The organism is Mangrovimonas sp. DI 80 (assembly GCF_001975575.1).
Lineage (GTDB): Bacteria > Bacteroidota > Bacteroidia > Flavobacteriales > Flavobacteriaceae > Mangrovimonas_A > Mangrovimonas_A xylaniphaga.
Window position 1 is genome coordinate 314914 of record NZ_MSDT01000005.1, and the last position, 21317, is coordinate 336230.

The 21317-nt window shown below is 37.8% G+C and carries 15 protein-coding genes; 6 read left to right on the forward strand and 9 right to left on the reverse strand.

The genetic code is table 11. The features are described 5' to 3' along the window. Positions 1-29: 29 nt before the first annotated feature. Positions 30-1007 (reverse strand): alpha/beta fold hydrolase, encoded by a 978-nt coding sequence (locus BKM32_RS11115; protein WP_076663850.1) that lies wholly within the window; start codon positions 1005-1007, stop codon positions 30-32. Between the two features lie 157 nt (positions 1008-1164). On the opposite strand from BKM32_RS11115, the gene BKM32_RS11120 reads away from it, so the two are divergent. The 4 genes from BKM32_RS11120 (at position 1165) to BKM32_RS11135 (ending at position 7111) form a co-directional block, all read left to right on the forward strand. Continuing rightward, positions 1165-3333 (forward strand): DNA mismatch repair protein MutS, encoded by a 2169-nt coding sequence (locus tag BKM32_RS11120; RefSeq protein ID WP_076663851.1) that lies wholly within the window; start codon positions 1165-1167, stop codon positions 3331-3333. Further along, the gene (locus BKM32_RS11125) at positions 3330-3746 is read left to right on the forward strand and encodes a thiol-disulfide oxidoreductase DCC family protein (RefSeq protein ID WP_076663852.1); all 417 of its coding nucleotides are present in this window, start codon (positions 3330-3332) and stop codon (positions 3744-3746) included. The genes BKM32_RS11120 and BKM32_RS11125 overlap by 4 nt, the downstream gene beginning before the upstream one ends. 140 nt (positions 3747-3886) lie before the next feature. Continuing rightward, positions 3887-4558 carry a hypothetical protein gene (locus BKM32_RS11130; RefSeq protein ID WP_076663853.1) on the forward strand — a complete coding sequence of 224 codons (672 nt, stop codon included), beginning with the start codon at positions 3887-3889 and terminating at the stop codon, positions 4556-4558. Between the two features lie 399 nt (positions 4559-4957). Beyond that, positions 4958-7111: a DUF4139 domain-containing protein gene (locus tag BKM32_RS11135; RefSeq protein WP_076663854.1), complete on the forward strand. Its 2154-nt coding sequence runs from the start codon at positions 4958-4960 to the stop codon at positions 7109-7111. Between the two features lie 179 nt (positions 7112-7290). Here the strand turns inward: BKM32_RS11135 and BKM32_RS11140 are convergent, their stop codons facing one another. Genes BKM32_RS11140 through aroC form a run of 3 tightly spaced genes read right to left on the reverse strand, consistent with a single transcriptional unit; the run spans position 7291 to position 10534 of the window. Beyond that, positions 7291-8124, reverse strand: a complete 834-nt coding sequence (locus tag BKM32_RS11140) for a sulfurtransferase (protein WP_076663855.1) — start codon at positions 8122-8124, stop codon at positions 7291-7293. Between the two features lie 12 nt (positions 8125-8136). Further along, entirely contained in the window at positions 8137-9453 is a 1317-nt protein-coding gene (locus tag BKM32_RS11145) for a dicarboxylate/amino acid:cation symporter (protein ID WP_053977795.1), read from the reverse strand. 19 nt (positions 9454-9472) lie between these two features. Then, positions 9473-10534, reverse strand: coding sequence for a chorismate synthase (gene aroC / locus BKM32_RS11150; RefSeq protein ID WP_076663856.1), 1062 nt, complete (start codon positions 10532-10534; stop codon positions 9473-9475). A 186-nt stretch (positions 10535-10720) separates the two neighbouring features. Between aroC and BKM32_RS11155 the strand changes: the two genes are divergently transcribed. Continuing rightward, entirely contained in the window at positions 10721-11563 is an 843-nt protein-coding gene (locus BKM32_RS11155; protein ID WP_076663857.1) for a UDP-2,3-diacylglucosamine diphosphatase, read from the forward strand. 1 nt (position 11564) lies between these two features. Here BKM32_RS11155 and BKM32_RS11160 read toward each other — a convergent pair whose 3' ends face one another. Beyond that, positions 11565-14480: an FAD-binding and (Fe-S)-binding domain-containing protein gene (locus BKM32_RS11160; protein WP_076663858.1), complete on the reverse strand. Its 2916-nt coding sequence runs from the start codon at positions 14478-14480 to the stop codon at positions 11565-11567. Positions 14481-14633: 153 nt separating this feature from the next. On the opposite strand from BKM32_RS11160, the gene BKM32_RS11165 reads away from it, so the two are divergent. Continuing rightward, positions 14634-15140: a hypothetical protein gene (locus BKM32_RS11165; protein WP_053977791.1), complete on the forward strand. Its 507-nt coding sequence runs from the start codon at positions 14634-14636 to the stop codon at positions 15138-15140. A gap of 76 nt (positions 15141-15216) precedes the next feature. Here the strand turns inward: BKM32_RS11165 and bshA are convergent, their stop codons facing one another. The 4 genes from bshA to serB all read right to left on the reverse strand — a co-directional run bounded on the left by bshA (position 15217) and on the right by serB (position 21234). After that, entirely contained in the window at positions 15217-16353 is a 1137-nt protein-coding gene (gene bshA / locus BKM32_RS11170; protein ID WP_076663859.1) for an N-acetyl-alpha-D-glucosaminyl L-malate synthase BshA, read from the reverse strand. A gap of 3 nt (positions 16354-16356) precedes the next feature. Next, complete coding sequence (locus BKM32_RS11175; protein ID WP_076663860.1) at positions 16357-19299, reverse strand: glycoside hydrolase family 3 N-terminal domain-containing protein; 2943 nt, start codon at positions 19297-19299, stop codon at positions 16357-16359. Between the two features lie 181 nt (positions 19300-19480). Beyond that, positions 19481-19963: an ABC transporter ATPase gene (locus tag BKM32_RS11180; protein ID WP_076663861.1), complete on the reverse strand. Its 483-nt coding sequence runs from the start codon at positions 19961-19963 to the stop codon at positions 19481-19483. 47 nt (positions 19964-20010) lie between these two features. Next, positions 20011-21234 (reverse strand): phosphoserine phosphatase SerB, encoded by a 1224-nt coding sequence (serB, locus tag BKM32_RS11185; protein WP_053977787.1) that lies wholly within the window; start codon positions 21232-21234, stop codon positions 20011-20013. Positions 21235-21317: the final 83 nt, after the last annotated feature.

Sequence of the window (21317 nt, forward strand, 5' to 3'; positions counted from 1 at the left end):
TGTCTTTCCCTGATTTTGAGTAATATATTTTATTTTCCCTCAGATTCTGAGTCCAAAAATTCCAATATTTTGGTGTTCACCATTTCTGCTTGGTCAATGGATAAAAAATGACCTGCATTTGGAATAATTTCAGCTTCAATATTAGGAATATTTTCCTTGGCAACCTCTAAACTTTTTTCATTATTTATCAAATCATCATCACCAATCAATACTAAAATAGGCATTCCCAAGGAATGTAACTCTTCTTTGGAATAGGGTTTCATATCCACTACAAACCTATTGATAGAATCCAATTGACTCCCCAAGAAATATTGATTGATATACGTTTGGTCTATCTTTTTCACATTTGCAGACATCGATTCCAAAACATTCTCCAAACGCTTTTTTTCTGGAGATAAGGCATATATAATATTGGCCAACAAGCCTGTGCTGGGCTGAATCCATTTAAAAGTCTGAGCAGGACTTAATAGAACCATTTTCTTAATTTTAGTTTGGTCATGTAAAGCTATTTTCACCGAAAGCCAACCTCCTCGAGAGGCTCCAATAATATTGAACTTCTCAAGTTGCAACTTTTGAAAAATCTCAAAATACCAAGACACAATCGATTCAATGTCCTTCACCTCTAACGTTAAATCAGATTTTCCTGGTTCAATGAATAAATCAATGGCAAACACACGATGATTTTTAGACAAAGCTTTAGCATTGGGATACCAACTGGTGGCACTGGCATTCATTCCATGCAACAAAACAGTCGGCTCACCATTTTTTGGTCCACTTACAATTACATGGGCCATACCAAAACTGGTTGGCACATAAAGTTCTTCATAATTCGTTTCCCATAATTTCAAAGCTTTATCGTAAGCTTCAAAATATGGACGCTGCTCCTCATTCATTTGTAAGATATATGAAGGCTTTGCTTTAAATTCAGCATAATCATTGTAGTTCTTTTGACATTGAATTGTCAAAATCCCAATAACAAATAGCAATAAAAGTGTCCTGATTTTCATGCCTGTGAATTTATTCTCAAATCTAAGCATTTAAAATTCAATTCCTGAGAAAACAATTCACCACAAAACATGCAACCGCTTTTAAAACATAATACGTAACTTTGCTTTCTTGTAAAATTTAGATAGTTTCGTCTGCCCTTTTTATTGCAGGAATTCCATGATAAACATTCATAAAAAAACATTACAGGATATAGAGTTCAACGTTGTACTCTCACAAGTATCTGAACATTGTATTACGGATTTAGGCAAAACTGAAACCTTAAAAATTGTGCCGTTTCCAGATAAGGAGACTTTACACATGGAATTAGGTTTCACCAACGAATATTTGTCCTCCTTTTATAATGAAAACCGCATTCCTAATCATGGTTTCGATTCCATTGCAAAAGAGCTTCAATTTTTGAATTTGGAAGGGGCTTTTTTGGATCCTTTTGGCTTCAAAAAAATTGTGAACATCTCTGTGACCACCAACGAAATATTGACGTTTTTAAAGAAGTTCGAGGATTACTACCCAAGTCTTAGTAAAAATGCTGCTTCCATTGAAATTACCAAAATTCTTATCGATAAAATAAACACGATTGTTGATCGATTTGGGGATATTAAAGATGGTGCCAGCGAACACCTTTACGAAATAAGGCAAGCCATTAATTTGATTATGGGAAAAATAAACCAAAGTTTTGTTACGGCGCTAAACGCCTATGCCAGTCAGGACTTTTTGGATGACATTAGAGAAAGTGTCATTGAAAACAAACGGGTTTTGGCTGTTAAAGCCATGTACCGCCGAAAGGTAAAAGGCAGTATTTTGGGAACCAGCAAAACAGGAAGCATCATTTATATCCAACCGGAAGCGACCTTTCATCATGTTCGGGAACTCAATAATTTGGAATTTGATGAAAAAGAAGAAATAGAGCGCATTTTAAAAGCCCTTACGGAATTTACCAGACCATTTGTGGACCTGCTGAAGCAATATCAAGCGTTTCTTGTAAAAATGGACGTTGTTTTTGCCAAAGCAAAATACGCTCAATCTATGAATGCTGTTTTGCCTGAAATAAATGATACCAAAACTTATACGGTTAGAGATGCCTTCCATCCCCTATTGTTGCTTTCAAACAAGAAAAAAGGTCTAAAAACATTTCCACAAAGCATTGAACTTAATTCTGAAAATAGAATTATAGTAATTTCAGGACCTAATGCCGGAGGAAAAAGTATCACATTAAAAACCATAGGTATTCTGCAAGTAATGTTGCAAAGCGGAATGCTTATCCCTGTGCATGAACGCAGTTCTCTTTGTTTGTTTGACAGAATCCTCACCGATATTGGAGACAATCAATCCATAGAAAATCATTTAAGCACCTATAGTTATAGGCTAAAACAAATGAACTACTTCCTAAAAAAATGCAATCATAGCACCTTGTTTTTGATTGATGAATTTGGAACAGGAAGTGACCCTGAATTAGGAGGGGCTTTAGCCGAAACCTTCTTGGAGGAATTTTATCATAGAGAAGCTTACGGCATCATTACCACTCACTACTCCAACCTGAAAATATTGGCCAACGAATTACCCTACATGCAAAACGCCAATATGATGTTCGATGAAAAGAGTCTGGAGCCCATGTTTAAATTGGTGTTGGGACAAGCAGGAAGCTCCTTTACTTTTGAAGTTGCCAAAAAAAATGGAATCCCGTACAGCTTAATCAATAGAGCGAAGAAGAAAATTGAACGCGGTAAAGTAAGGTTCGACCAAACCATTGCTAAACTTCAAAAGGAACGTTCTAAACTAGAAAAAACTGAAAGATCCTTAAAGGTCAACGAGCAGAAAAAGCAAAATGAAGCGGAACGATTGGAGGAAATCAATTCCAAAATCCAGAAAAAGCTGGAAAGCTATCAAGAATTATACGACAGCAACCAACGCTTGATTTATTTAGGTCAAAAAGTAAACGAATTGTCTGAAGCCTATTTTGATAACAAAAAGAAGCGTCAACTTATGGACGAATTGTTCAAATTGGTGCAAATAGAAAACTCCAAGCGTAAAAAGGTTTCGGCCAAAAAGAAAAAAGAACAAAAAGCCAAAGAACAAAAAGTAAAACAGGAAGCAGAAAAAAAGGTTGAAGAAATCCGACAAAGGAAAAAAGTAGCCAAGGAAAAAGCTGCCCAACAACCAGCTAAACCAAAAGTTGCTTTAAAAGTTGGCGACCGCGTGAGAATGCAAGACGGAAAAGCCGTTGGAAGTATTGACAAAATAGAAAAAAACAAGGCTACCGTAAACTATGGTATCTTTACCACGACTGTAAATATTGACCAGTTGGAACTTGTCCAAAGACAAAAATGATAATATTGCCTGCAAATAAGGAATTGATTCTGTTTGATGGAGTTTGCAATCTCTGCAACACTTCCATAAAATATGTTATCAAACATGACAAACAGAATAGGTTTGTATTTGCAGCCTTGCAGAGTGACATTGGAAAATCCGTAATTGAAGAACACGGTATTGACACAACCAAAATAGACTCCATTTTACTGCACACACCAAACAACAAAATATACTACAAATCGACTGCAGCCCTTAAAATTGCCTCAAAATTAGGATTTCCAATATCTATTATGAGCATTTTTTTGATTGTACCAAGTTTCATTAGAAATTGGGTATACGATTTCATAGCCAAAAATCGCTATAAATGGTTTGGCAAAAAAGAATCGTGCATGATCCCCACACCTGAACTCTCCTCAAAATTTCTTGATTAGCGAAAATTTGGATTAATAAAATTCGCACATTACCATCATAAATTGCTGATTATTAAAATTTTATTGTAATTTTAATTACCACCTAAATTTTACATTCTGGTGGCACCAGAACCATATTATTAATCCATTTTTAACTTCTTATGAAAAATACCTTAAAAATCTTTTCGGTTTTAATGTTGTTTATTGTTGTTACAGGCTGCTCAAGTAGTATCAAAGTGTTAGATTCTTGGAAATCTGATAATGTAGCACAAATCAAGGACAACAATGTTTTGGTTATTGCCAGAACAGATAATAATCAGGCGCGAATCGCTTTTGAACGCGATATTGCAGACAAACTTATCAGTAATGGTATTAAAGCCACTCCTAGCTATTCTGTGCTACCATCCACCTTTAAATTAGAAGAAAAGCACACCGAAGTGGAGCTTGAAAATTTCAAAACCTTTCTAAAAAATGAAGGCTATAATGCCGTTGTTTTAACAGTGATTAAAGACTACCAAGAGGCCTCAAAAACCTATACAGATGGAGGTTACTATGCAGGGGCCACTTATCCAAGCTACTATCCTGGGTATTATGGAGGTTTTTACGGGTACTATATGCACCCTATGTCCTACTCCACCTATGGAAGTTATACACCAATGACCTCCACAACTGTTACCCAAAAAACTTTTATTTTAGAAACTGTGGCCTATGATCTTGATCAACCTGATGGTAAGCAATTAGTTGCTGTGGTTACTACCAAAATTGAAGACCCACAGAGCGTCACTAAAAATGCCGAGAAATACACAGAGGAAATAGCAAAAGCGCTTAAATGACAAGGCAATTTGTTATTTTATATTCAATAAAAAAGGTCTTGAAATTCATCAAGACCTTTTTTAACAATTAACAACTAATTAAAAACTAATTTAACTCTATAAATTGCTTTTTAATAATGCTTACAACCAACCTCTTGAGTAATAAGACATTATTCTTTAACCATTTTAAAATTACATATTCCAACTCTTTTTTGTTAAAATTATCGTTTAGTGGCAAAAAAAATTGATTAACATATTAAAAATGCAAATATCCTCCATAAACAACCATTTCTTACAAAAACTGCAACCATTTAACTCATCGAAAAAACCATTTCACTAAACAAATTGCAGCCTTAACTCATTTCCTTTTTCTTACTTATCTATTCCATGATAGTTTTATGACACTTTAAAACTACAATCATGAAATCATACGTTATCTTTTTTCTTTTCCTTACAGCTGTTTGCTTTGCAAATACAAATGAAACAAAGTCTTCGTTAAAGGAAGTCACCGTCTACCTTGATGGTGCCCAAATAACCAGAACTGCCACTGTAAACTTACCTGTTGGAACTTCAGAATACACCTTTCCCAAACTTTCCCCTTATATTCAGGAAAGCAGCATTCAAGTTTCAGGCTTGCAAAACGCCTCTATTCTCTCTATCAATTATGGTATCAACTATCTTTCCAAACAACCAAAAACCAAAGAAATAGAAACGCTTCAGGAGCAAATAAAATCCATTTTGGATCAAATTCAATTTGAAGATGATTTAATTGCTGGGTATAAAGAAGAATTGTCTATCATTCAACAAAATCGCCACTTGGGTAGTGACACGCAAGTGGTTTCTTTGGAAAAACTAAAGCAATTTGCCGCGTATTACAGACAACGAATTACCGAAGTGAATACTTTGATATATGAGTCTTACAAAAAGAAAAGGGATTACGAAGACAACATTGCCGACATTAGAAAACAGCTTCAAGAATATAATGTTGAAGAAAAAGTTCAGACTGGAGAAATCAAAGTGAAATTCAATACCACAATACCAACTGCCCTCAATATCACTTTAAAATATAATGTTAATAATGCGGGATGGTTCCCTACCTACGATTTAAAAGCCAACAGTATCAATGCTCCCATTGACATGCAATATAAAGCACATGTATACCAAAACACGGGTGTAGATTGGAACGATATAAAAGTGACGCTTTCTACCAGCGATCCCAACACCAATAACGAAAAACCAGATCTAGATCCTAAATACCTAAAATTTATAACCCGAAATAGTCATTACGAAAGAACACGAGCCACAAAAAGCTATAATTACAAATACAACCCAATGGTACAAACCGTATCTGGCATTGTAACTTCTGCTGCAGATGGATTACCTCTACCAGGAGTAAATGTTACGGAAAAAGGAACTAGCAATGGTGTACAAACCGATTTTGATGGTAAATATACCCTGCGAACCACTGGAGGCAAAGAGCTTGTATTTTCCTTTGTGAGTATGATGACGGAAGAACTCCCTATTCATTCCAGCATTATGAATGTAGCCTTGGAAGAAGATGTTTCTTCTCTTGACGAGGTAGTGGTTGTTGCTTATGGCACTGCAAGAAAATTTGACGACACTACTCCTGGCTATAAAAACAAAGTACAGGCCATGATGGATAATGAAAATTTAGATGATACTTCATACACCGGAGCAGTTAGTACCCTAGAAGGCAAAGTTGCCGGCCTAAATGTAAACATTAGAGGTATTAATTCAATCTCAAATTATAGTCAACCATTATATGTTCTTGATGGAGTTCCTATCTCCGAGAAGGAATTTGAAAACATCTCACCTAATAATATTGGTTCTGTAGAAATCTTGAAGGGTAGCGAAGCTTCGGGACTCTATGGAAACAAAGCATCAGATGGGGTCATTATGATTTCTACAAAAAAACTTACCGCTACGGGAGAAATCATTGAAGAAGGTGTCACCAACAAGCGTTTCGAAATACAAAAGGCCTACAGCATGCCTTCCAACGAAGACATCACAGTAATTGAAATTGATAAATTCTCGATTCCGGCAAGCTATTCCTATTATGCGGCACCTATCTTAAACGAAAATGTTTTTCTAACAGCAAAAATTGGGAATTGGGAACAGTACAACTTACTGCCCGCCGAAGCGAATATCTATTTTGAAGGCAGTTACTCAGGAAAAACCAATATCAACCCACAAACTACTACAGATACCTTAACCGTATCCCTTGGGGTTGATCCTAACGTGGTGGTGAAACGAAATCAAGTGAATGATTTTAAAAAAACCAATTTTATAGGAAACAATAGAATTATCAACAAAATGTATGAACTGGAACTAAAAAACAACAAACAAACTCCTATCGATATTGTGATTATGGACCGTATTCCAATCAGTCAAAACAAGGATATTAAAGTTGAGGACATCGAAACTGGAACCTCTCAGTACAATGATGAAAAAGGTTTGATGGAATGGAAAGCAGTACTTTCCCCTGGCGCTACAGATACTTTCAAATTTTCATACTCGGTAAAATATCCTAAGTACAGGCAAGTCAACCTATAAAGGCCCCAAAATCCCAGCACGATTACATCAACTTAAGCCTGTCTTCCGTTAGGCAGGAACCTCTTAAGTTCCCAGGTGAGACATGTCTAATCTCCCTTGGGTAGCAAAAAAATTGCTAGAAGCCTCGTGTTGGGATTTCTTTTTTATCAAAATTTAGACTGGATTTTGAATGCTGGAAATTAAGCTTCGGTTAACGAACCCCATTCCGTCCAAGAGCCATCATATACAGAAATATTATCATATCCAGACAATTCTGCTCCCAAGGCCAAAATACAGGCGGTAATGCCTGATCCACAGGAAAACGTAATCCCATCTTCAGGTTTAGCTAAATTAGAAAAAAGCTTTTTTAAGGCTTCCGTATCCTTAAAAACCCCATTTTCCATCAAGTCTGTATAAGGTAAATTCACCGAATTAGGAATAGAGCCACTCCGCAAACCTGCTCTTGGCTCCACTTCCAAGCCTTTGAATCTACTTTCCGAACGCGCATCAATGATTGTTTGAGTACCTTCTCTGGATTCCTTTAACATATCCTGAAAAAACTTCATGTATCTTGGATGGTAACTTCCTGTAAAATTCCCTTTAACACCCGTATAAGCAGCTTTAGGCTCCACTGCAAAACCTGACTTGATCCATTCTGGAAGTCCTCCGTCCAATACGGCTACATTATCATATCCAAAAGCTTTAAAAAGCCACCATGCCCTTGCACTTGAATAGATTCCTTGATCGTCATAGACCACAATTGCACTATCATTGTTGATTCCCAAGTTTTGGGCTTCCAAAACAAACTGCGCTTCCGATGGAAAGGTATTTGGAAATTCCCCAGATGCATCACTGAATTTCTGTTTCAAATCAAAAAATCGCGCTTGAGGAATCTGCACTCCTGATTCCGCTTTAGAATCGGCTGCCACAGCTTTTGGAATGGTTGCGTCCAAAACAACCAAATTAGGCGCTTCCAAATAAGCATTTAGCCATTCGGCAGACACCAAAGGGCTAGGTATTATAATAGGTTTCATAATTAAATTAAATTAAATTGATGTTTGTTGCTTGGTGTAGTTATCGTCCCAATTCCTTACATGAGGCTCCCCAAGTTTTCCAACCGATTTGGCAACAATCATGGATACCGCGGCATCCCCAGTTACATTTACCGTGGTGCGACACATGTCCAAAGGTCTGTCCACGGCAAAAATCAATGCTAAACCGGCTTCAGGAATGCCTGCTTGTGCCAAAACAATCACCAGCATTACCATACCTGCTCCTGGCACTGCCGCACTTCCAATGGAAGCCAAAGTAGCCGTAGCGATAATTCCCAATTGTACCCCAAAACTTAATTCCATACCAAAGGCTTGAGCGATAAAGACTGCTGCAACAGCCTGGTACAAACTAGTACCATCCATATTGATAGTTGCCCCAATAGGCAAGACAAAGCTAGTCACCTCTTCTTCCACCCCCAAATGCTCTTCAACCCGTTCCATGGTAACAGGAAGGGTTGCCGCACTACTACTGGTTGAAAACCCCAATAACTGAGCTGGGGCAATTCCGTTTAGGAAAAAAAGTGGCGATTTTTTTGTGAATAAGAATACCAAAATCACATATACCACCATCATGAGCAATAAACCCAAAACCACACAGAACGCATACCACCCCAAAGCAGCAAACAAATCGGTGCTAGGAGATTCAACCACTAAAGCAGCCAAAAGTGCAAATACACCAAAAGGCGCAAATAACATAATCAAGTCAATGAGTTTTAGAATGACTTCGTTAAAACTATCGAAGAATAACTTCACTGGTTGCGCTTTTTCCTCAGGAATCAGAATAAGGCCTATTCCAAAAATAATAGCAAAGAAAATCACTTGAAGCATATTGCCATTATCACTGGCGGCATTGAAAATATTACTAGGAACAATATCTTCTAAAGCCTGCAAAGGGCCTGCATTTTTCTGCTTTTCAGCAGCGGCAATTTTGGAATCGGCATCACCTTTATAACTTTCCACAAGTTCCATTCGTGTAGCCTCTGTAATGGAAGCCCCCGGTTTTATAAAATTCACCACCAAAAGCCCAATAGAAACAGCAATGACTGTGGTGAAAATATACAACCCAATGGTACGACCTCCCATTTTGGATAATTTTGAAATGTCCTTTAAATCGGAGACACCTTTAATCAAAGAAGCCAAAATTAAAGGCACTGCAATGAGCTTTAGCAAATTGATAAAAATGGTTCCAAAAGGTTTGATCCAATCGGTAATGAAGCCACTACCCCATTCAAATTTAGCCATTACTAGGGCAAAGACTACCCCTAAAACCATTCCCAAAATTATTTGCCAATGCAATGCCAGTTTCTTCATAGAATCATTGTTCTTTTAATTATTGATAAGATTTATTAAGCAACATGAAATCGGCCAAAACCAAGGCTGCCATAGCCTCCACAATTGGTATTGCCCTAGGAACTACACATGGATCATGACGTCCTTTCCCCTGCATTTCTACAATTTCTCCTTCTGCATTCAACGCTTCCTGCTTTTGCATTACTGTTGCCACAGGCTTAAAGGCCACCCTAAAATAGATATCCATACCATTACTGATCCCTCCTTGAATACCTCCCGAGAGGTTTGTTTTGGTAGAACCATCAGGGTTGAACAAATCATTATGCTCACTGCCTTTCATTTTGGTGCCACAAAACCCACTACCATATTCAAATCCTTTAACGGCATTGATGGACAACATGGCTTTACCCAATTCGGCGTGAAGTTTATCAAATACAGGTTCTCCCAAGCCAACAGGCACATTGTGAATCACACAAGTTACCGTTCCTCCTATGGTATCTCCTTCTTTTCTAATTTCCTTGATTCTGGCAATCATTTGCTCAGCCACTTCAGCATCGGGACAACGCACCGCATTGCTTTCCGTTTTGGAAAAATCAAGTGCTTGGTAAGGCTGTTCCAAATAAATATCACCAACAGAAGAGGTATAAGCGTTTATTGTAATTTTACCAAGGACTTGTTTGGCAATAGCACCTGCAACGACCCTTGACGCTGTTTCACGAGCAGAGCTTCTTCCGCCTCCTCGATAGTCTCTGGTGCCATATTTCTGTTGATAAGTGTAATCGGCATGACTTGGACGGTACACATCCTTAATATGGCTGTAATCCTTCGACTTTTGATTGGTATTGTGAATGGTAAAACCTATTGGCGTTCCTGTAGTAACACCTTCAAAAATACCCGACAAAAATTCCACAGTATCGGGTTCCTTACGTTGGGTAACAATGTCTGATTGGCCAGGTTTTCTTCTGTCCAATTCCTGTTGAATTGCCTCAAAATCCAATTGAATTCCCGGAGGACACCCATCAATAATTCCCCCAATTGCAATACCATGGGACTCCCCAAAAGTGGTGAGTTTAAATAACGTTCCAAAGGAGTTTCCTGCCATACTACTATTATTTTATGCTAATGTAATTGTATTCTCAGAGAATCAAAAATGTAAAACCACAAAGCTCTTATTTTATTCATTCCCACATAACAATATCTTAACAGAATGCTCACGGTTAATTAATTACATCTTAATCTTTAAGTAATAAAGAAAAGGGTTATTTGTACTAATCAATTTGATAAACTCTTGAAAATTAAAAGAAAAGTAGAAATCGCCGTAATCTCTGATGTCCATCTAGGAACCTATGGATGTCATGCCAAACAATTATTGACCTATTTAAACAGCATTCAACCTAAAAAACTCATTTTGAATGGCGACATTATTGACATTTGGCAATTTAGTAAACGATACTTTCCAAAATCCCACTTAAGAGTTATCAAGAAAATTATGGACATGTCTGCCGATGGTGTAGAAATCATCTATGTTACGGGCAACCATGACGAAATGCTGCGTAAATTTAGCGACATGAGCATTGGGAATATATCTATAGTAGACAAAGCCGTTTTGGAATTGGATGGCAAAAAGGCTTGGATTTTCCATGGAGATGTCTTTGATGTATCTATTCAGAACGCCAAATGGTTGGCCAAATTGGGCGGTTATGGTTATGATTTATTGATTTTACTGAACCGTCTCAGCAATTGGCTTTTGGAGAAATTAGGAAAAGAGAAATACTCCTTGTCCAAAAAAATTAAAAACAGCGTAAAGCGCGCCGTAAAATACATTAGCGACTTTGAACAAGTGGCTTCAGACCTTGCTATTGAAAATGGCTACGACTATGTGATTTGCGGCCATATTCACCAACCCAAAATGGTGATTAAAGAGAATAAATACGGAAAAACCATGTACCTGAATTCTGGGGATTGGGTGAAAAACTTCACAGCCTTGGAATACCAATTCAAACGATGGAAAGTCTACAGTTATAGTAAAGATAAGCTATCACCCTTCTATGCCGATGAAGATATCAAGGACATGGAAGTAAAGGATTTGATAGCAGCCATCACCATAGTAGACCAGCATTCCAAACTATAATTTACACCAAAGCCTGTCGCAAAACTGTGATGGGATGTAAGGCCTCTACCGAAGTTCCATCTTTTATCTGGTGTCTACAACTTGTTCCGTTAGCTGCAATAATGACATCTTTTGAAGCATTCCTAATTGCAGGAAATAAGGTTTGCTCACCAATGTTCATGCTCACTTCATAATGTTCCTTTTCATAACCAAAACTTCCCGCCATACCACAGCAACCACTAGGGATTAAGGTAACCTTATAGTTTTTAGGAAAATTGAGTACATCGAAACTAGATTTTTGATTGCTCAAGGCCTTTTGGTGACAATGTCCGTGAAATTTAATGGTCTTGGGCTCTTGGGTAAACTGCTCTTCTTTAATGTTTCCTAAATTGATTTCATTCTGAAAGAATTCCTCAAACAAAAATGTGTTGGCCGCAATAGATTTGGCTGCTTCCCTATCATCTGCCAACGTAAGATATTCGTCCCTAAAAGTTAAAATTGCTGACGGTTCAATACCTACTAAAGGGGTTTCTTTTGAGATTTTACTTTTGAACAATTCCACATTCTTATTAGCTACTGCCTTGGCTTGCTCTAACAATCCTTTAGATAGAAAACTCCTTCCAGATTCTACATTCTCCAAAACAATGATTTGGTAATTAAGGCGCTTCATCAATTCTAGAAAATCAACACCTATACTGGTGTCTAAATAGTTAACAAATTCATCATTAAACAGATAGATTGTTTTTACAGGATTACTTTCAATTAATTGATATTGAACCGATTTAAAAGTACTACTTAAACTCTTAGATGAAATCAAAGGAAGTGTTCTTTCTGGAGCTACCTGCATGATATTTTTCAATGCAGAAGCGATTGTTTTGTTGGAAAACATGAAGTTAGTAAGTCTTGGTGACAGACTCCCAAACCTGTTCACGGCATTATTGTAGGCGAACAATTTGGTACGCCAAGAGATGCCGTTTTCTTTTTGGTACTGATATAAGAACTCCGCTTTCAAACATGCCATATCTACACTGCTTGGACATTCACTGGCACATGCCTTACAGCTCAAACACAAATCGAAAACCTCCTTTAATTCCTCATGGTTAAACCTATTTGGTTTATCACTGTTGGTTAAAAATTCCCTTAAAGTATTTGCTCTAGCCCTTGTAGTATCCTTTTCATTTTGGGTTGCTCGATAACTTGGGCACATGGTCCCTCCAAATTCAGGTAGTTTTCTACAATCTCCCGAACCATTACATTTTTCGGCCTCTCGGAGGATACCTTGGGACTCCGAAAAATCCAAAAAGGTTTCTATTTCTGGTTCCTTTCTATCCGCAACATATCGCAAAGATTGGTCCATGGGAAATGCTTCTACTATCTTTCCAGGATTAAATATACCTTTAGGATCAAAAGCTGTTTTGATACGTTTGAGAATTTGATAATTTTCATCACCAATCATGAATGGTATAAACTCCCCTCTCACAATCCCTTCGCCGTGCTCCCCACTCATGGCTCCATTGTATTTTTTCACTAAATGGGCCACATCAGTCGTGATTTTTCTAAATAGCAATACATCGTCACTTAATTTCAAATTCAAAATGGGACGCAAATGCAACTCTCCAGCACCGGCATGCGCATAATAAATGGCCTTTTGGTCATACCCTTCCATTAGTTTTGTGAACTCGCTAATATAGGCATCCAAATCTTCTAGCGCGACAGCTGTATCCTCAATACAAGCAGCAGACTTTTTATCGCCAACCATATTCCCTAAAAGTCCTAATCCGGCTTTGCGCAATTCAATAGCCTTATCCATCTCATCCCCATATAACAAGGCATTTGCATAACTTTTGGTTTGTACTTCAATATCTTTCAATAAACTTGAAGCCATTACCTCTACTTCCGTTTTACTGTTAGCCCTCACTTCGCACATCAAAATAGCCTCGGGATCTCCTTCTATAAACTGCCTGTTTTGTTGCTGTGTTTTGTTGTGCTTGGTCAAATCCAGAATGGTTTTATCCATCATTTCGCAACTGTACAAATCGTGCTTCATTACTGGTACAACAGCCTTCATACAATCGGCTATTGAAGTAAAATGAAGCGCTATCATGATGCTTTCTGTAGGTGGTAAGACATCAAGTTGCAAGGTAATTTCTGTTGAAACGGCCAAAGTCCCTTCACTGCCCGTCAAAAGCTTACACATATTAAAAGATGTCTCAGTTTCCGAAAAAATTTCAGATTTTATCAATTCATCTATGGCATAGCCTGTATTTCTTCTGTGAATTTCTGGTTTGGGATAGGTGGCAACGATTCTCTCCAGAACTTCTTTTGATTCCAATTCTTCATAAATCGTCTTGTAAATACGTCCTTCTATATCCTGCTGCTTCATCTTTTCATGAAACTCTTCGCTTGAAATCGATTCAAATAGCACCGTATTTCCATCACTCAGAATGGTTTTTACAGCCAACACCTTATCCCTAGTGACTCCATATTTAATCGAAGTCGATCCCGAAGAATTGTTGCCAACCATCCCTCCAATCATACAACGATTGGATGTGGACGTGTTAGGAGAAAAGAAGAGACCAAAAGGTTTTAGATAGTTGTTTAAGGCGTCCCTAACCACTCCCGGCTCCACAGTTACGGTACGTTCCCTTTCATTGATATTTAGAATCTTTGTAAAATATTTGGAGACATCCACAACAATCCCGGGGCCCACACATTGCCCAGCCAAAGATGTCCCTGCCGTACGCGGAATCAAGGAAGTGTTATTGCTGCTTGCAAAGCTGATAAGAGCTTGAATATCCTTTTCAGATTTTGGATAAGCCACGGCCAAAGGTAACATTCTATACACCGAAGCATCAGTAGCATACATGGATTTCATTAAATCGTCATAATATAATTCGCCATCCAACTGGGCCTCTAATGTTTGCAAAGCCTTAGTCATTCCCTTACAATATTTTAAGTGATTTATGTCTTTAGAATTTCGACTAAATTAGAATAAGAAATCCAATTTTAACATATTTTCAACGTTATTCTTTACCAAGCCAATCCCAAAAGTTGTAATTTCGATTTAACAAATCTTAAACTTAAATTACTTATGAAAAAATTGTTTTTAATAGCATTAGCCTGTATTGGTTTTTCGTTTGCTTCCCAAGCGCAGATGATTTCTCCAAACGCCATTGGTCTACGCTTAGGTGATAGCGACGGGATTGGTGCTGAAATCTCTTACCAAAGAGCTCTTGGCCTGGACAATCGTTTGGAAATTGACTTTGGTTGGCGTGATGGTAACCACCATGACGGAGTTAAATTAACTGGAATCTACCAATGGGTTTGGAACATTGATGGCGGCTTTAATTGGTATGCAGGACCCGGAGGAGGATTAGCGTCCTATTCTTATGATGACTACTACCACAATGACAAATGGCACCATGATGAGCATGACACCTTTATATTTATTGGTGGAGATGTGGGAATTGAGTACAGTTTCGATTTCCCGTTATTGCTTTCTTTGGACCTAAGACCTGAATGGGGCTTTGGAAATGGAGACCACGACAATAATGATTTAGACTTTGATCTGGCCTTTGGGGTGAGATACCAATTCTAGAGCAAACAACATTCTTATAATAAAAAAACCACCTTTTACGGGTGGTTTTTTTATTACAAAGCAGAAGTAAATCACTTTAAATGACTACGCTGTTTTTTAAAGTTCTTTCGTAGATGGCTTCATATTGTGGTACGATTTCATGAATATCGAAATTAGCTGCTTGCGCCTTAGCTTGTTTTTTAAAGAGCTTAAGCGTTGATGGCTCTCTTAAAATAGTTAGAGCATTTTTACTCATCCCCTCAACATCCCCCACAGGACTTAAAAATCCAGAGACACCATTGATATTGACTTCTGGAATTCCTCCGGAATTACTGGATATAACAGGTACACTAGAAGCCATGGCCTCTAGAGCAGCCAAACCAAAACTTTCGGTTTCCGAGGGCAAAAGGAACAAATCTGAAAAACATAGAATCCTATCTATTTCATTACTATTTCCAAAGAATACCACTTTCTCCTGAATGCCCAATTCTTCACACAACCTTTCTGCGGGTTCTTTTTCCGGTCCTTCTCCTACCATCATCAATTTGGCTGGAATTTCCTTTTGAATATTATAGAAAATCTTCACTACATCTGTAATACGCTTCACCTTTCTAAAGTTACTGATATGGGTTATGATGCGTTCCTCTTCATTGGCCATCATACTACGTTGACAGTTGGTGAAATTGTTTCTGTGTTTACCCATATCAATAAAATTGGTCACCACATCAATATCCTTTTTGATATCGAACAAACGAAGTGTGTCCTGCTTTAAATCTTCAGAAACAGAAGTCACCGCATCCGATTTATTGATGCTAAAAGTAACCGCCGGTTTATAAAAGGGATGACTTCCTACCAAGGTAATATCAGTTCCATGCAAAGTGGTTACAATAGGCACATAAATGCCCTCCTCAATCAACATTTTTTTGGCCATATAAGCCGCATAAGCATGCGGGATGGCATAATGAACGTGCAAGATTTCAATACCGTGCAATTTCACCATATCTACCAACTTACTGGAAAGTGCCAACTCATACGGTTGATAATGGAATAACGGATATTCCGGCACATTCACCTCGTGAAAATGCACATGGCTTCCCAAAAGCTCTAACCTCACAGGCTGTTTATATGTAATAAAATGAACTTCGTGCCCACGTTTGGACAATTCTATACCTAATTCGGTAGCTACAACCCCACTTCCTCCAAAAGTAGGATAACATACTATACCTATTTTCATGATTTAATCTTCAATGGCCTCGTAAATGAGACGTTGTATTTCAGTTCGAATATTTTCCCTCAGCAATAAATTCTTTCCTGCCGTTGGGTACGTTCTATTTGCCAAAAATACATATACTATTTCTTCTTCTGGGTCTGCCCAGGCATAAGTTCCCGTAAAACCTGAATGCCCAAAGCTTGTCATGGACAAACAACCACAGGTAGGACCACTATCTCCCAATTGTGGCTTATCGAATCCAACCCCGCGTCTGTTATCGGCATCGCAATAGTAACAGGTGTTGAATTTCTCAATAGTTTCAGGTTTTAGATAGCGCCTACCACCATAAAATCCTTTTTGCAGATACATTTGCATAATCTTGGCCACATCATTGGCATTACTGAATACCCCAGCATGGCCACCCACCCCATTTTCCATGGCTGCACCCATATCGTGCACATAGCCTTGAATGGTTTGATAGCGGTAATAATCATCCACTTCAGTTGGCACTATTTGTGAATTACTGAACAATTTGGATGGGTTGTATGTGGTATGGTTTGCCCCCAAAGCTTTATAAAAATGTTCCTGAACCAATTCGTCCAAAGGTTGGTCGTAAAAACCTTCAATATATTTCTTCAAAATATAATAGGGCATATCACTATAGCGGTAACCTGCTTTGGGAAGCAATTCGCTTTCCATTATTATTTTTTGCATGGTGTCTGGATAATCATACCTTAGATAGACTTCGTCCGCGACCTTAATATTGAACTTTGGGCTCGGTTTTCGTCTGTAATACTCTGGACTTGGCTTTTTCAAGGAATCCAAAGTAGCCGTATAAAAAGGAATCCAAGGCGTTAAACGAGCACAATGCGAGAGCATTTCCTTAATAGTAATGTTCCTTTTATTGGACTCTTTAAACTCTGGAAGAATTTTAGACAATTTAGTGTTCAAACTAATCTCACCACGCTCTTCCAATTCCATCACCAAAGGTAGCGTTGCTAAAATTTTTGTAAGCGATGCTAAATCGTAGATATCATTGGATTTTACCACTTCATCTCCTTCGTAAGTGTGTTTCCCGAAATTTTTATTGTAAATCACCTTTCCTTTTCTGGCAACCAACAATTGAATTCCTGGAGTCATTTCGTTGTAAACGGCATAATTAGCAACAGAATCCAGTTTCCTTAATTTTTCTGAACTCATCCCTACACTTTCTGGCAGACCATAGCCCAACAACTCTATATCGGTATATTCCACACCATCACCAACCTTAAAATACTCACCTGCCGATACGGGTAAATGTCCTTTTGCAGGCAAAGCTCCAAAGAGGATTTGCGCCGATTTTTCCTGAGCAATCTTACTGTTTTGGTAACTAACCACAATACTCTCAATGTTTTCAATAGATTGCAGATCCATTAAGGCATATGGACGTACAAACACATCTAAAATCACGTTATTGGTTCTGGCTATTTCATATAACCACACCAACTCTTGATTAGTAAACTGGTACGGTTTCCAAGGAGATGCATTCGATTTATGCAAACCAATGATAACGGTATTGTAATTTTGAAGTTTGGTAAGAAGTTCATCTAAATTATCTGCACTTACTTCGTGCACCTTAGTATATTTTTGAAGCTCATTTAAAAACACCGATCCATCATCATCTCCAAATTTTACATAAGCAATCTTTTTAGTGTCCAAATGTCTAATAGGTAATACCTGCTGCTTGTTACGCACAACAGTAATAGCAGATTCCATCAATTGACTATATAGTAAATCGTCCTTAAGTCTGTTAAGGTCTTCCTCCAATTGTTCGGTCTCAATTGGTACATAATGGTCCAACCCGACTTTGTATTTGGCCATTAAAATTTTCTTTACCGAATGAGACAAACGCTCTTCAGAAATCACTCCTTTAGCATAGGCTTCTCCCAATTTAGATACGCCAGCAGGCACATCTTCAGACATCAACAACACATCGTTTCCTGCCAAAAAGGCCGTTAGGTCCACATCACCAGATTCGCTGTAATTAGACACTCCTTTCATTTCCAAAGCATCTGTAAAAATCAACCCTTGAAATTGAAGACGTTCACGTAAAATATCGGTAACTATTCTCTCTGACAAAGAAGATGGATAGCCTTGCCTAGGTTCTAAACTAGGTACATTTAAATGTGCCACCATCACACTGGACAAACCTTCCTTAATCAACCTTTTATAAGGGTAAAGCTCTATAGAATCAATACGTTTTTCATCAAACCCAATAGTAGGTAATGTTTTATGGGAATCCCCTTCGGTATCCCCATGACCTGGGAAGTGTTTAGCATTGGCCAAAACACCAGCGCTCTGCATTCCCCTCATAAATGCCAAGGCCTTGACCGTTACATTATCGCGATCTTCACCAAAAGAACGATTTCCAATAATGGGATTGGCCGGATTGGTGTTGATATCTACCACAGGTGCAAAATTGAAGTGTACGCCCAAACGCTTACAGTGCTCCCCTACTTGATACCCGGTTTGTTGAACCAAGGCATTATCCTTAATAGCTCCCAAAGTCATATTCCATGGAAAGGCATAAGTGGAATCCAAACGCATGCTCAAACCCCACTCCGCATCCATACCAATAAGCATTGGAACTTTTGACAGGGCTTGTAGCTCATTGTTGAGTTTAGCCTGCCTTACAGGACCTCCTTTAGAATAAATGATCCCACCAATATGATGTTCTGTGATTAAGTTTTCAATCTTTTCCCTTGTCTTAGCATCTTGACTTGAAAACACCTGCACCATAAACAATTGCCCAAGCTTTTCCTCCAAGGTCATGCCATTATAAATACTGTCCACCCATTTTTGTTGAGCCACAGGATTTTCTGCTAATAAGGGATTGATGGAGGTATTGTTTTGCATTGGACTTGATTGTGCCCAAGGGTAGTAAAAACAGGATAAAAGTATGATAGAAGTTAGGGAATATATGTATTTCATAAAGGTATTTAGGCCAAAGAATTAATTATTAGCCAAAATAATACTTTTACAAGGAAGTGTAAAAAACTTTAAGACAGTTTTATAAAGAAGCTACTAACAATACCAAAAAATAAAAAGAAGCTGCTTTTGATTATAAAGGCAGCTTCTTTTTGATATCATGATAATTTTGGACTAAGGATTTTTATAAAAATCTAGAATGCCAGCTATCCTTGGCCGGCACTTCCCAATTCTCATTAAACTCAGCAATATTGGTCACCAAATTATTGAAAACGATTGTATTTTGCGATACTGCCTTGTCCTTGGCCATCTTTTTAAAATCGATCAAACTTTTGTATGCAATGAACTCTCCCTGTTTATAGGACACGTTCATTTTGTCCAACAAATCCACATTATACTCCTTTTCCAATTGTTGAATAAAATTCACCGAAGCATCAATGGAACACCCTGTAGCCTTGTTTAAACTTTGGTTTAAAGCAATTACAATAAAGCGCTTATACATTATTTTGAATCCTGCATGCAAATCACTGCCGTGGGCTGTCCAATTACGGATAAATTCATCCAATTTAGTTTCCAATTCCCGAATTTCTGTATCTGTAAAAGTTCTATTGGCCTGGTAGATCCAAACTCTAGATTCTTCTGGTAATGTATCGAAATCAACTAACATAGCTCTTTGTTTTTTATGCACACAAAAGTACAACTTTACATCTTAATTTAATTCACCAAATCTATATGTCTGTCGTGGTAACCCAATAAATACAAAACACCATCCAGACCAATACTTGATATGGAACTTTGGGCATTGTTTTTTACTGTTGGTTTGGCATGGAAGGCAATTCCCAAACCTGCCAAATTCAACATAGGTAAATCATTGGCCCCATCACCCACAGCAATGGTTTGACTAATATTGATTCCCTCTTCTTCTGCTATTTTTTTAAGATATTCGGCCTTTTTCTCTCCGTCCACAATTTCTCCAAGATAACCTCCAGTCAATGCCCCATCTTTAATCTCCAATTGGTTAGCATACACATAGTCTATCCCTAACTCCTTTTGCAAATAGTGACCAAAATAGGTAAAGCCTCCAGATAAAATAGCAGTTTTAAAACCGTAACTTTTTAAGGTATCTATCAATCGTCTAGCTCCTTTGGTAATCGGTAAATTTACCGCTACAGACTGAAGCACTTCCTCGCTCAAGCCCTCAAGGAGTTTCATACGCTTAGTAAAACTTTCCTTGAATTCTATTTCACCCTGCATGGCAGATTCTGTAATGGCTTTTACTTGATCGCCTACCCCTGCCAATTCAGCCAATTCGTCAATAACTTCAGTTTGTATTAATGTAGAATCCATATCGAAACAAACCAAACGTCTGTTTCTTCTATAAATATTGTCTTCCTGAAAGGCAATGTCGACATCTAAGTCATGTGAAATTTCCATAAACTTTTTGGTGAACTCAGATTTATCGTCAATCTGCCCTCTAATGGAAAGTTCAATACAGGCTCTAGGATATTCTTCTTCCTTAGACAAAGAAATACGACCTGTAAGACGTTTAATCGCATCGATGTTGAGATTTTTTTCTGAAATAACCGCAGTAACCTTAGCAATCTGCTCAGCCGATAATTTTTCGCCTAAAATGGTCACGATATAACGATCCTTTCCCTGTAAATTCACCCAGTTTTCGTAGTTCTCTAAGGTGATCGGAGTAAATTTTGCAGTAATCCCTAGCTCATAAGCTTTAAAAAGTAAATCCTTTAATACCGCAGCCGATTTGGCCTTCGACTTAATTTCAAACAAAATCCCCAAAGAAAGCGTATCATGAATATTGGCCTGACCAATATCTAGTACCTTCGCATCATACTCTGCCAATACCGCTGTTAAATTGGACGTTAAACCAGGTTTATCCTGCCCTGAAATATTTAAAAGGAAAATCTCATTAGCCATACTATCGTTTTTTTAAACCTTATAGCTGTAAAATTCAATATTCTATTTGAAAAATAAAAGCTTTGCATTAAACAAAGCTTGAT

Excerpts from the sequence above, each read along its gene's own strand:
- BKM32_RS11120 (WP_076663851.1), top strand. The coding sequence starts at position 1,165 with ATGATAAACATTCATAAAAAAACATTACAGGATATAGAGTTCAACGTT.
- aroC (WP_076663856.1), bottom strand. The coding sequence starts at position 10,534 with ATGGCAGGAAACTCCTTTGGAACGTTATTTAAACTCACCACTTTTGGG.
- serB (WP_053977787.1), bottom strand. The coding sequence starts at position 21,234 with ATGGCTAATGAGATTTTCCTTTTAAATATTTCAGGGCAGGATAAACCT.
- BKM32_RS11160 (WP_076663858.1), bottom strand. The coding sequence starts at position 14,480 with ATGACTAAGGCTTTGCAAACATTAGAGGCCCAGTTGGATGGCGAATTA.
- BKM32_RS11130 (WP_076663853.1), top strand. The coding sequence starts at position 3,887 with ATGAAAAATACCTTAAAAATCTTTTCGGTTTTAATGTTGTTTATTGTT.
- BKM32_RS11115 (WP_076663850.1), bottom strand. The coding sequence starts at position 1,007 with ATGAAAATCAGGACACTTTTATTGCTATTTGTTATTGGGATTTTGACA.
- BKM32_RS11145 (WP_053977795.1), bottom strand. The coding sequence starts at position 9,453 with ATGAAGAAACTGGCATTGCATTGGCAAATAATTTTGGGAATGGTTTTA.
- BKM32_RS11180 (WP_076663861.1), bottom strand. The coding sequence starts at position 19,963 with ATGTTAGTTGATTTCGATACATTACCAGAAGAATCTAGAGTTTGGATC.
- BKM32_RS11135 (WP_076663854.1), top strand. The coding sequence starts at position 4,958 with ATGAAATCATACGTTATCTTTTTTCTTTTCCTTACAGCTGTTTGCTTT.
- bshA (WP_076663859.1), bottom strand. The coding sequence starts at position 16,353 with ATGAAAATAGGTATAGTATGTTATCCTACTTTTGGAGGAAGTGGGGTT.
- BKM32_RS11165 (WP_053977791.1), top strand. The coding sequence starts at position 14,634 with ATGAAAAAATTGTTTTTAATAGCATTAGCCTGTATTGGTTTTTCGTTT.
- BKM32_RS11125 (WP_076663852.1), top strand. The coding sequence starts at position 3,330 with ATGATAATATTGCCTGCAAATAAGGAATTGATTCTGTTTGATGGAGTT.
- BKM32_RS11175 (WP_076663860.1), bottom strand. The coding sequence starts at position 19,299 with ATGAAATACATATATTCCCTAACTTCTATCATACTTTTATCCTGTTTT.
- BKM32_RS11140 (WP_076663855.1), bottom strand. The coding sequence starts at position 8,124 with ATGAAACCTATTATAATACCTAGCCCTTTGGTGTCTGCCGAATGGCTA.